This window comes from Pseudomonas sp. OTU5201 (assembly GCF_038440135.1).
GTDB lineage: Bacteria > Pseudomonadota > Gammaproteobacteria > Pseudomonadales > Pseudomonadaceae > Metapseudomonas > Metapseudomonas resinovorans.
The window spans coordinates 103,562-116,222 of the sequence record NZ_JASATC010000012.1 but is presented as its reverse complement, the minus strand read 5'-3'; the positions used below and the strand labels follow the sequence as shown (position 1 = coordinate 116,222).

At 62.8% G+C, this 12,661-nt stretch carries 6 protein-coding genes; 4 read left to right on the top strand and 2 right to left on the bottom strand.

All coding sequences use genetic code 11. From position 1 onward, the window contains the following. Positions 1-19: 19 nt before the first annotated feature. Entirely contained in the window at positions 20-2,797 is a 2,778-nt protein-coding gene (locus tag AAHM40_RS10225; RefSeq protein WP_342244523.1) for a sensor domain-containing diguanylate cyclase, read from the top strand. 35 nt (positions 2,798-2,832) lie between these two features. Here AAHM40_RS10225 and dacB read toward each other — a convergent pair whose 3' ends face one another. Continuing rightward, complete coding sequence (dacB, locus tag AAHM40_RS10220; protein ID WP_342244522.1) at positions 2,833-4,290, bottom strand: D-alanyl-D-alanine carboxypeptidase/D-alanyl-D-alanine endopeptidase; 1,458 nt, start codon at positions 4,288-4,290, stop codon at positions 2,833-2,835. 224 nt (positions 4,291-4,514) lie between these two features. On the opposite strand from dacB, the gene AAHM40_RS10215 reads away from it, so the two are divergent. Next, entirely contained in the window at positions 4,515-4,856 is a 342-nt protein-coding gene (locus AAHM40_RS10215; protein ID WP_137822801.1) for a YggL 50S ribosome-binding family protein, read from the top strand. Between the two features lie 182 nt (positions 4,857-5,038). Here AAHM40_RS10215 and AAHM40_RS10210 read toward each other — a convergent pair whose 3' ends face one another. After that, entirely contained in the window at positions 5,039-7,993 is a 2,955-nt protein-coding gene (locus tag AAHM40_RS10210; RefSeq protein ID WP_342244521.1) for an HD domain-containing phosphohydrolase, read from the bottom strand. A 412-nt stretch (positions 7,994-8,405) separates the two neighbouring features. Here AAHM40_RS10210 and AAHM40_RS10205 point away from each other — a divergent pair, with 412 nt between their 5' ends. Beyond that, positions 8,406-9,020 (top strand): response regulator transcription factor, encoded by a 615-nt coding sequence (locus AAHM40_RS10205; RefSeq protein ID WP_342244536.1) that lies wholly within the window; start codon positions 8,406-8,408, stop codon positions 9,018-9,020. An 8-nt stretch (positions 9,021-9,028) separates the two neighbouring features. Continuing rightward, complete coding sequence (locus AAHM40_RS10200) at positions 9,029-12,652, top strand: transporter substrate-binding domain-containing protein (protein WP_342244520.1); 3,624 nt, start codon at positions 9,029-9,031, stop codon at positions 12,650-12,652. The last annotated feature ends 9 nt before the right edge of the window (positions 12,653-12,661 follow it).

Below are 12,661 nucleotides of genomic sequence, written 5' to 3'. Positions count from 1 at the left end.
CCAGATTCGAGAAGTGAGCATGCAGTCGCTTGCGAAGGAAAAACTGAACCTGTCGGCATTGCTGTCCGGCCGCCCGCTGGTTTGGCTGGTTTGTCTATTGACTGTCTTTGGTGGCGCGGCGCTTACCCTCCTGCTCAGTCAGGCGGTGCGCCACGCAGAAGAAGCGCAGTTGCGCGAGCGCTTCAGTCTGGCAGCTAGCGAACGCATCAGTCGGATCCAGGAGCGCCTGGACGCTCAGCTCAAGGAGCTGGATGCCGTCCAGCGCTTTTTCAGCAACTCCCGTGAGGTCACCCTCGCAGAATTCCAGGGCTTCGTCGGTCCGTTGCTGGGCGACACCCTGGTCTATTCCTGGGTGCCGCGCGTTACGGGAAGCGCACGGGAGAGGTTCGAGTCGCATGCCCGGGCCGAAGGCATGGTCGGCTTTGCCATCCGCGACCTGAAGGGCGACCGCCTGGTGCCCAGTCCACCGCGGGATGAGTATTTTCCGGTCTACTACAGCGTGACCGCGCGCATCGATGAAGTGCCTCTGGGGATGGACATGAGTTCCAATCCGGCGCGACGTGCGGCCATTGAAAAGGCACGCCGGACCCACGGCATCACCGTCACCGAGCTGTTGCGGGTGATCGGCGTGGTGGAGCGTGAAGCCAGCGGGGTGGCCATCCTGGCGCCGGTGTACGAAGGCAATGTGCCGAGCGATGTGGGCCTGCGCGGTTTTGTCGTGTCGGTGCTCAGCCTGAACCTGGAGATGGAGGCGGCCATTGCGCCGCACAGCCTTGAAAGCCTGGTGATGCGGGTCAGTGATGTCAGTGATGACGGCCATGAGCAACTGATCTACCAGAGCGCCGAGGCGCCGGAGAGCGAGCTGCGCCTGCGCCGCGTAGTGCCGTTTGCTGATCGCCATTACCTGCTGGAAGTGGTGCCGAGCGCGGCCTTCCTTGCGGGGCCGCCGCTTTCTACGGCAAACCTGGTGGCCATCAGTGGCCTGGCATTTACCCTGCTGCTGGCGGGATACCTGTTGTTGATGGTCAATCAACGGCAGGGTGCCCTGGCCCTGGTGGCCGAGCGCACGATGGAGCTACGCGAGCGCGAGATTGAGCTTCAGTTGAGCGAGGAGCGCTGGAGCTTTGCCCTGGATGGCGCCGGGCATGGCGTCTGGGACTGGGAACCTCAGGCCGGTCGCATGTTTCTTTCCAGCGGTTGGAAGACCATGCTCGGCTATGCGGAGGATGAGGTGAATGACAGCCTCGAAGCCCGTAATCGCCTGATCCATCCCCAGGACCAGCCCCTGGCCCGTGCTGAGCTGGAGCGCCACCTGCGGGGTGCTAGTGCGGTTTACCAGAGTCAGCATCGCATGCTGCACAAGGACGGTCGCTGGCTCTGGGTGCTGGACCGCGGCAAGGTCGTTGAGCGCGGGGTCGATGGTTCACCCCTGCGCATGATCGGCACCCAGACCGATATCAGCTCCAGCAAGGCAGTCGAACTGCAGTTGGCCATGGCTCACGGACAGCTGCGCAGCCTTCTCAATGCGGCGACCCAGGTGGCCATCATCAGCACTGACCTGCGAGGTGCGATCCTCCAGTTCAACGTTGGTGCCGAGCGTATGTTTGGCTACCGCGCCCTCGAAATGATCGGCCGCCACCCTGTGGTGTTGCACCTGGAGCGCGAGGTGGAGGAGCGCTGTCGGGAGCTGGGGCGGCAACTGGGCAAGCAGATTCCCGACTACCAGGCCTATGTGGAAGAAGTGACGGCAGGCGACCGCTATGACGAGCACGAATGGACTTTTCAGCGTCGCGATGGCAGCCAGCTCATCGGCAGCCTGATTCTCACCGGCGTGCGCGATGAGCGTGACGTGCTGGTGGGTTTCCTGGGCGTTGCCATCGACGTGACTGAGCGCAAGCATGTGCAACAGGCGCTGGAGGCGCGGGACCGCTTGTTGGAGAAGCTCAGTGCGCAGGTACCGGGTGTGCTTTATCAGTTCCGCATGGAGACCAGCGGGCACTTCAGTTTCCCCTATACCAGTGCTGGCGTACTTGAAGTCTTCGAAGTGGAACAGGACATAGTGCGGGACGACGCCATGGGGCTGCTGGAGCGAGTCCACCCCGATGACCTGGAACGGGTCCAGAGCTCGATCCGTCGCTCAGCCGAACTGCTTACCCCGTGGCGCGAAGATTTCCGGGTGCTGCTTCCACGCCAGGGGCTGCGCTGGCTGCGGGGCGAGTCGGTGCCCGAGCGGGGTGAGGATGGCGCCGTGCTCTGGCACGGCTACATCACCGATATCACCGGGCTCAAGCTGGTGGAGCAGGAGCTGCGTGCACTATCGGTGACCGACGCCCTGACCGGTGTCTACAACCGGCGATACTTCCAGGAACGCCTGGACCTTGAAATCGCCCGCGCCGAACGTCGCGAAGGCCCGCTGGCGTTGGTGATGCTGGATGTCGATCATTTCAAGCAGATCAACGATCGTCACGGCCACGAGGCGGGGGACCGGGTACTCAAGGCCTTGTGTTTGCGGGTTGGCGAGCGTCTTCGGCGCATCGACGTGCTGTGTCGGCTGGGAGGTGAAGAGTTCGTTGTGCTTTGCCCGGATACCAACGTCGATCAGGCATTCCAGGTGGCTCAGGCGCTGTGGCAGGCGCTGGCGCGGGAGAGCGTGGCAGGAGTAGGGCAGGTGAGCGCCAGTTTCGGTTGTGCCGGCTGGCGTGAGGGGGAGAATGCCGACGACTTGCTGCGGCGGGTGGATGCGGCGGTGTATGCGGCCAAGCAGGCTGGCCGCAATCAGATCCGCATCGCCGACTGACAGAATGGCCGCCGCAGGGGGCGGCCACTCATGAATCAGTTGGCGCCAGCGACGCTCTTCGGCTGGCGATAGAGATCCACCAGCACCTGGTCGAGGATGGCCGAGGCCCCCCAGGGGCGGGAGTCGTTGAGGATTGCTACCACGGCCCAGCTGTTGCCATTGCTGTCACGGCTGAAGCCGGCAATCGCACGGACAGTGTTCAGGGTCCCGGTCTTGATATGCGCTTCGCCTTCCAGAGCGGTTCGGCGCAGGCGCTTGCGCATGGTGCCGTCCATCGCCACCAGCGGCATCGAGGAGATGAACTCGGCAGCGTAGGGGCTCTGCCAGGCGGCCTGGAGGATGGTGGCCATCTCGCGGGCGCTGACTCGCTCGTTGCGCGACAGGCCTGAACCGTTCTCCATTACCAGATGCGGTGCGGTGATACCTTTCTTCGCTAGCCAGTTTCGGATGACCCGTTGCGCAGCCTTGGCGTCGTCGCCATCGGCGGCGGTGCGGTAACGCGCGCCGATACTGAGGAACAGCTGCTGGGCCATGGTGTTGTTGCTGTACTTGTTGATATCGCGGATGACTTCCACCAGGTCCGGCGAGAACGCGCGCGCCAACAGCTTGGCGTCCTTGGGCACATCGCCCAGGCGGTCCTTGCCGTCGATGCTGCCGCCCAGTTCCTTCCAGAACGCGCGTACGGCGCCAGCGGCGTAGCCAGGATGGTCAAGCAGGGACATGTAGGTTTGCGCACTGCAGCCTTCCGGCAGCTTGCCGCTGGCGATCAGGGTGGTGCCGTCGTACTGGGTCACTGGGTTGTAGCGCACGTCGGGCCAGGAGGGGCATTTGCCAGCCTTGGTCACTTGCACCTTGCTGTCGATGCGGATGCTCTCGATCGGCGGCTCCATGGCCAGGTTCACCTTGCCGCCTTCGGCTCTGGCGATCAGGCGCACGGCCTTGAGGTTGACCAGCAGCGAGTCTGGGCCGACCAGGAAGGGTTTGCTGTCGTCGCCGCCGTCGTCATTGAAGGCAGGAAGTTGCGGATGGACGAAGTAGCTGCGGTCCAGCACCAGGTCGCCGGTGACCTGGCGTACGCCGTTGGCGCGCAGGTCTCGCATCATCAGCCAGAGCTTTTCCATGTTCAGCTTGGGATCTCCGCCACCCTTCAGGTACAGGTTGCCGTTGAGCACTCCGTTCTTCAGGGGACCGTCGGCGTAGAACTCGGTCTTCCACTGATAGGTGGGGCCGAGCAGCTCCAGGGCGGCGTAGGTCGTGATCAGCTTCATTGTGGACGCCGGGTTCACCGACACATCGGCGTTTACCAGGGTCTGGGCGCCCGGTCCGGTGAGGGGTAGCGTCACCAGGGAGAGCGAGTTCGAGGAGATCTTGTTGGTGGTCAGGGCCTTCTGCACCTTGGCAGGAAGGTTGGTGTTGACCTGCGCGGCGTGCAGTGGCGCGGCGCAGGGCAGGATCAGGGCGGCGAGCGCGAGGGTACGAATGGACTTGAACATCAAAGCTTGCCCTCCTGGCGAGGGCGAGTGACGAAAATGAACGACATGGCAGCTGTTCCCATGATGGGCCGGGAAATCGGCGCATTATGCCGCAACCCTGCCTCAACTGTGCGAGTTCGCTGCTCATTTCGTCTGCCAGTAGCGTTCCTGGCGAGCAGCGGGCGGGCAAGTTGCGACAGAAGCTGCTAGAGTGCCGCCCGTCATTTCTGCCGAGGAACTGCCTAATGGCTACCAATCGCTCCCGCCGCCTGCGCAAGAAGCTTTGCGTCGATGAATTCCAGGAACTGGGTTTCGAGCTCACCTTCAACTACAAGGAGGGTCTGGATCCGGAAGCGGTTTCGGCGTACTTCGAGCGTTTCATCGACGAAGCGATCGAGGGCAACGGCCTGGGCTTCATCGGTTCCGAGGACTACGGTTTCGTCTGCCTTGGCAAACGCGGCTCGGTAACTGCTGAACAGCGCGCCCAGGTCGAAGCCTGGCTGCAGAAGGGCCACGCTGAACTGGCCGGCTCCACTGTCAGCCCATTGCTGGACGTGTGGTATCCGGAAAATTCCGTCAACGCCTGACGGGGTTCGGAATGAAGAAGGGCGCCTTGGGGCGCCCTTTTTTGTGCCTGGCTGATAGGCCAGGGGCTCTGCGGTTCCTATGGGGACGATTTCAATCTCCAAGCAGGCCGCAGGTCTGCCTGTCGCCCTCCGCGGATGAATGCGTCTCCCTCAATGCCTCGAACTTCTAGTCAGAACTCCGGTCAGTCCACCCCCGCCTTGGCCAGCACATCCGCCTCATCCACCTGGTCGATCTGCTCCGGCTTGAGGAAATGCCGGGCGTACTCCTTGTACACCCCGGAACGGATGAACAGGCCGAACAGGTCGGGATCGATGTGGGCGCCGCGGCACATGTGGGTCATGATTCCCAGGGCTTCGGAGAGCGTCTTGCCCTTCTTGTAGGGCCGGTCTACCGCCGTGAGCGCTTCGAAGATGTCGGCGATGGCCATCATCCGTGCCGGCAGGCTCATCTCGTCTCGGGTGAGGCGTTTCGGGTAGCCGGTGCCGTCCATCTTCTCGTGGTGCCCGCCGGCTATCTCCGCCACGCTCGCCAGGTGCGCAGGGAAGGGCAGGTGGTTGAGCATCAGGATGGTTTGCACAATGTGGTGGTTGATGATGTAGCGCTCCTCGTCAGTCAGGGTGCCGCGCCCGATCGAGAGGTTGTGTAGCTCGCCACGGTTGAACTTGTACTGGGGCACCTGCAGCTTGAAACCCCAGGGGTTATCGGGCGGTATCAGCTCGCTGGCGGGGCGCTCGAAGAGGTGGTCCGGGCGGTCGGCCAGCAGGTTTTCCTCCACTGGCAGCGGCGGTGGCGGCGTGCGTGCCAGCCGCTGCGCCTCTTCCCAGGACACGCCCAGGCGATTATCCAGGGTGCGGGTCCAGGAGCGGGCGGCGATATGCTTCAGGCGTTCCTGGTCAGCCTCGGCCATGGCTTCGCCTCCCTGGTTGCAACGGGCGATGAAGGCGAAGTCGTCGTCCAGTGCGGCCAGGGCAGCATCCCGAAGCTGCGCCTGTTCACGCTCGTCAGCGCCTTGGGCGAGTGACTTCCAGTAGTGCACCCACGCGTCGCGCTTGAGTACCTCGAAGCGGGTGCGGATTTCATGGATACGATCGTTCAGGGTTTCCAGCTTGGTGGCCTTGTCCACCACGTACTCCGGGGTGGTCACCTTGCCGCAGTCGTGGAGCCAGGCGGCGATGTGCAGCGCCTCCCAATCCTCGTCGCTGGGCTGGAACCCTCGGAATGCTGGCTCATTGCTGGCGGCGGCAGCGCGGGCGAGCATCAGTGTGATTTCCGGCACCCGCTGGCAGTGGCCGCCGGTGTAGGGGCTCTTGGCGTCAATGGCACCGGCCATCAACTGGATGAAGGCATCCAGCAGTTGTTTCTGCTTCTCCAGCAGGCGCTGACTTTCGATGCACAGCGCGGCGACGCCGGAGATGGCTTCAACGAAGGCAATGCGTTCCGGCCTGAGGATGACGGGGCGTGATTCCTTGCCCGAATCGCGATGCAACAGGACCAGCACGCCGATGGTGACGCCCTGGCGGTTGTGCAATCCGGTGCTGACCAGATGCACCCGCGGGCTTTCTAGGGTTTGCAGCAGGTCGCGGTAGGCGCCGGCCTGGTCATAGCCGAAGGAGCACACCTGGCTGGGGCCCCCGTGGGCCGGAAGATCCAGCCAGCGTGGCATGGCCGGGCCCTCCAGGCTTAATCCACGGATGCCGTGGGTTTCCAGGTCCTGCTCCTGGTCGTTGAGGAACAGGCCGTGGGGTTCCAGGCGGTCCTTCTGGTTGTCGATCAGGTAGATCAGCCCTCCGGATGCTTCGCTGATATCGATGGTTTCGTCGAGGACGCGGCGTAGCAGGTTGTCGAAGCGGGTTTCTGCCGAGAGGCTCGAGGCGATTTCGAGGAAGCTGGAAATGGTTTCTTTCATCCGCTCCATGGCCACCGCCAGTTGGTCCACTTCCAGTACCGGCGAGCGGCCCATGGCGGGCAGGCTGAAATTGAAACTGCGGATGGCTTCGGCCTGGGTCACCAGCGCCCGCAGCGGCTTGACCACGATTCGCGAAAGCAGGACGCCGAGCGGGATGCACAGCAACAGGATGGCCAGGGTCAGCATCGCGCTTTGCCAGCGAATGCGGTAAGCGTCATCCAGCAGTTCGTCTTCCGGGGCCAGGATGGCCAGCTGCAGGCCCTGGGGCCCCCCCTCCTTGAGGTGCTGGCGGGCGACGACCCAGCGGCGTCCGTCGATTTCCATGCTGGTGCGTAGTTCATCCCGGGCAGGGAGGTCGATCAGGGCGGCGAGCGGCGGGCTGAAGTTCTTCACCTCACCTAACGTGGGTGCGCCGTTGATCCGTTCGACCAACCTGCTGGTATCGGGGTAGGCCACCGCACGACCGTCATGCTGGTACAGCACCACCTCGGTGGAGGGGGTGACCCGGTGGTTGGCGAGGGTAGCGGACAGGTCGTCCAGCGTCAGGTCTGCGCCGATGACGGCATCGCTGCCGCTGGGACGCGCCAGGGTTGTGCCGACCGCACCGCTGGAGAAGAACACGTAGGGTGCGGTGGTGATCAATCCATCCTGCTCCAGGGCCCGGTAGTACCAGGGCCGGCCGCGGGGATCGTAGCGCTCGTTGAGCTCCTGGCGGGTGGTGATCTGGTTGAGCTGGTCGTCGAAGAAGTAGGTTAGCGAGCGTGCTTTGGCCTGGTTGTCGCGCTCGATGCTCCACACCTGGTAGGCAGCGTTCGGCGGGGCATCGAAGGTTTTCTTCAGGGCCTCGCTGCGCAGGGGGCGGACCATGAAGAAGTCGCCGTCGTCATAGCCCAGATAGAGCGATGCCAGCTTGGGGTTGTCCTTCAGCGCCTGCGTCAGGGGGCGCAGCAGGATGCCCAGGCGGTCGACGCTTTCTTGCTGCTGGTCCGAGCCGCTCAGGGCCAACAGGTTCAGCAGGTGGTGGATGGGCTGGTAGGTGCGCTGCAGGTCGGTTTCCATTTCCTGGCTGATGCGGCCGAAGAGCTCGTCGCTGCTGGAAAGAATGATCTGGCTGGTCTGGCGGTAGTTGAAAAGGCCCAGGACCACACCAGTGAGCAACAGAAGCAAAGTGAACAGTGCGCTGATATGGACGTGCAGCGGAAAGCGACGCTCAGCAAACTTTTGCGGCATTGCGGCAGCTCCTTTAGCCCCTCTCCCTGAGGGGCTAAAGGAGCATAGATGAGGCCTGTGACGCTCGTCGTGCAAATCGCCATGCCAGTGCGGATGTCAGCGACAGCGCCGAGGATGCTGGGAAAAGGTAACGAGCTGCCATTCCGGAGAAAACGCCCGCTCATGGATATGACGGTCTTTTCCCCGGAACCGAGCCTTGGTTCCCGTTGAAATCAGCCCCGCATGTAGGACAGAACCCAAGGTTGAGTAGGTTGCGTCCTGAAAGCGGTGAGTGGCCTGTTTCGGGGTCGACAGTGCATTGAGCTTCTCTATCTTGGCAGCCACCAAACCGCGCCAAGGGAGCGATGCTGTGAGCAAACTGGTCAATCTGGACGATTTCCTCGAGCCGGGGAGTGAGTCCGCCTACAAGGTCATGATCGTCGACGATCATCCAGTGATTCGCCTTGCCGTGCGCCTGTTGCTGGATCGAGAAGGCTACGCAATCGTGGCGGAGACGGACAACGGTGTGGATGCCATTGCCCTGGCAAGAGAGCATCAGCCGGACATGGTGATTCTCGACATAGGAATTCCCAAACTGGGTGGCCTGGACGTCATCGCCCGCCTGAATTCGCTGGATATGCCCCTTCGGGTACTGGTGCTCACCGGCCAGAATCCCAACCACTACGCCACGCGTTGCATGCAGGCCGGTGCCGCGGGTTTCGTGTGCAAGGAGGGTGACCTGGCGGAAGTCACGGCAGCGGTGCGCGCGGTGCTCTCCGGCTACAGCTACTTCCCCAGCGATGTGATCAAGTCAGGCAAGCGTCAGGTCGGCCTTCCTGACGAACTTGAGATGATCAGCCGTCTTTCCGACCGGGAGCTGGTGGTGCTCAAGTTCCTCGCCAACGGCTACAGCAACAAGGACATCGCTGAAGAGATGTTCATCAGTAACAAGACTGTCAGCACCTACAAGACGCGCCTGTTGCTCAAGCTCAACGCCCGTTCCCTGATCGAACTCGTGGAGTTCGCCAACCGCAACGCCCTGGTCTGATCACGCCCATGCGCCTGTTCGCCATGCTTGCCTGCCTCCTGCTTGGAGGCTCGCTGCTGCCGTCGGTCTGCCTTGGCGAAAGCCCCCTCTCGCTGGAACTGCTGGGCCGCTCCCTGGGGCGAGACCTGCAGACGCCGCTGGACGAGTCGGACAAGCGCTGGCTGCACCAGAAGGGCACGTTGCGAGTGGGTACCAGCGAGCCTGATTTCCCCCCGTTCGACATAACCGCCAGCGGCCAGGACTATGAAGGGGTGACAGCTGACTTTCTGCGCCTTATCACCCAGTCACTTGGCGTCGAGATCAAGGTCCTGCGCTTTGCGGACCGCCAAGCGGCCCGCGATGCACTGCGCAGGGGCGAGGTCGATGTGCTGGGTAACAGCGTAGAGGGAGATGCTGCCAGCCCCGGACTGATCCAGACGATGCCCTACATGCAGCACCAGCCAGTGATGGTGACGCGCATAGACGATCGTCGTGCCGCCACCGGAAACCTAAAGAGGCTGCGGCTTGCCTACTCCCCGGAGGGGCCAAGTCGTGAGCTGATCCACAAGCTCTACCCCGACGCCCACCCCATCAAGTTCGGATCGGTGCGCAGTGCGCTGCAATCGGTGGCCTTCGATCAGAGCGACGTATTCATCGGTGACGCCGTGGCCGCCAACTACCTGATCAGGCAGGGCTACCTCATCAATCTGCGCATGACCAACTTCGCCGGCTTCGAGGGGGTCGGCGTCTGCTTTTCCTTGGCCGAGGGCAACGAGCGTCTCAGGCGCATTTTCGATAGCGCGATCAAAGCCATTCCCGATACGGAGAAGGCCAGCATCCTGAAGCGCTGGGGGGGTGGTGTGGGAATGTTCCTGGACAATCTCCGGCCCCAGCTCACCCAGCGTGAACTTCGTTGGCTGGAGCATCATGGTCCGGCCCGGCTGGTGGTGGATGGCACATTCGAGCCCTTGACCTACTTCAATGCCAAAGGCCGTTTTCGCGGGATAGTGCCGGACCTTCTGGATCTGATTCGACAACGGACCGGCCTGGAGTTCGAAGTCAGCAGCACACCCTCGGCCAGAGGGATGCTCGCCGATCTGCGCGAAGGGCGGGCCGACATGGCCGCCACGCTGTTCTTCACGCCCGAGCGGAACCAGTACCTGAGCTTCACCCGACCTTACTTCAGCACCAGCAGCGTACTGGTTGTTCGCATGTCCGACACTGAGCCGCAAGGGCTGAACCAGCTCGGTGGGCAAACCCTGGCGATCCCGGCCGGGCACTCCCTGAGCGCGTACATCCGGCAGCATTATCCCAGGGTGGTGGTGGTCGAAGTGGAAACGGGCATGCAGGCCCTTGCCAACGTCGCTGAAGGCAAGGTCGATGCGGCGTTGCATGCGATGGCCTCTTCGACTTTCCTGATCAATCGCCACTTCCTGGGCAACTTGCGCATTGCCGATACCATTGGGCGAGACCCGGGCCGTTTCTCATTCGCCGTGTCGCGCAATGCGCCCGAGCTGCAGAGCATTCTCGAAAAGGCCCTGCTGTCCATCTCGCCGGACGAGCTGGGCACGATCATCAACCGCTGGTACACCGATGCTGAAGAATCCGAAAGCACCTGGGTCGAGTACCGGGCACGGCTTTACCAGGTGGGCTTCGCCCTGCTGCTTCTGGCGCTGGTGTTTGCCGGCTGGGCGTTGTACCTGCGTCGTCAAGTGTTGCGACGTGCGCGAGAAGAGCGGCGCCTGAGTGACCAGTTGGCCTTCAAGCGTTCGCTGATCGATGGCATTCCCTTTCCGCTGTCGGTTCGAGGCCTTGATGGCCGGACCATCACCTGCAATCGCAGCTACGTCGACGCCATTGGGGTACCGCGCGCGGCCCTGATCGGTCGACGCCTGACCGACGTGAAAGGGCTACAGATCGATACCCTGGATGCGTTGGAGGGACTGAACCGACGGGCCCTGGAACAGGGGGAGGCGCTGTTCAGTGATCAGCAACTGCACCTGCACCTGTGGGATTGCACGCTCGAGGTTTCCTACTGGGCCATTCCCTACCGCAATGCCCAGCAAGACATCCGTGGGCTGATCTGTGGTTGGGTCGATATCACTGAACGCAATCGGCTGATGGACGAACTTCGCCAGGCCAAGGAGCAGGCCGAATCGGCGAACATCGCGAAAAGCCGCTTCCTGGCCACCATGAGCCATGAAATCCGCACCCCGCTGAACGCCATCATCGGCATGCTCGAACTGGCCCTCAAGCGCGAGCGTCTGGACCGGGAGGCAATCCTGGTGGCGCGGGATTCAGCCGATTCCCTGCTGGCGCTGATCGGCGACATCCTCGACATCGCCAAGATCGAGTCCGGACGCATGGTCCTGGAGCCGCGTCGAGAGGCGCCCCTTGCGCTCACAGAATCGGTCGTTCGGGTCTTCGAAGGGTTGGCATGGCAGAAGGGCCTTTGGCTCTCACTCGATCTGGACCTGCCCGACCAGGACGACGTGATGGTGGACCCCTCCAGCTTCAAGCAGATCCTGTCCAACCTCATCAGCAATTCCATCAAGTTCACCGACCGCGGCACGGTTCGTGTCCACCTGCAAGCCCGGCGCGACGGCGAGGAGCACCTGCTGCTGACCATCGTGGTGGAGGACAGCGGAATCGGTATCGCTGAAGCCGATCAGAAACGCCTGTTCCAGCCCTTCACGCAGCTTTCCGGCAACATGAGTGTGGGGCGAGGGGGCACCGGCCTGGGTCTGAGCATCTGTCGGCGGCTGGTGGAAATGATGGATGGCCGTCTGGAGATGCACAGTGAACTGGGTGTCGGTACGCGGATATCGGTGAGCTTGCGCCTGCCGCGGCTGGAGCCTTTGCCACCCGTTGCGGAGCAGCCCGAAGCCCGGGAGCTGCCGCCAGGATGCTTTCGCGTGCTGGTAGTGGACGATCACCCGGTCAATCGGATGATGCTAGCGCAACAGCTGGAACTCCTCGGGCAGTTGGGCGAGCAGGCCGAGAATGGCGAGGAGGCTCTGCGCATCTGGACGGAGTCAGCGTTCGATCTGGTGATCACCGACTGCAATATGCCGGTGATGGATGGCTACGAGCTGGCTCGGCGTATCCGTGAGCAGGAGTGCGAGCGGGGTGCGCACCCCATCCTGATTGTTGGCCTCACTGCCAATGCCCAGGCAGAAGAGCGGTTGCGCTGTCGCGAGGCGGGTATGGACGACTGCCTATTCAAGCCCATCGGCCTGGAGGGGCTGCAGCGTTACCTGCAGCGCCTGGTTCCTACGACCACGGCTCCCGAGATCCAGGACGACGACCAATCGGTCTGCCTCGATCTGAGCTTGCTGGATCGCACTACCGGGGGCTCACCCGAAGTGGCCCGCATACTGCTGAGTGCGTTGCATCAGGCCAACGAGGCTGATGCCGCGGAGGTGGACGGTTTCCTGCAAGCGGGGCGTTGGGACGACCTGGAGCGCCTGGTGCACAAGATCAAGGGCGCGGTGGAGCTGATCAACGCCCAGCCGTTGTTGACCCATTGCATCGCGTATGGCGAGGCCCACGACAGGGGAGCCGAAGGTTCCGAACTGGCGCAACGGGCCAAAGACGTGTGGCGAAGCCTGGGAAGCCTGCAAGGGGAACTGGAGCAGCACCTGCTCGACTGAAGTCGGGCA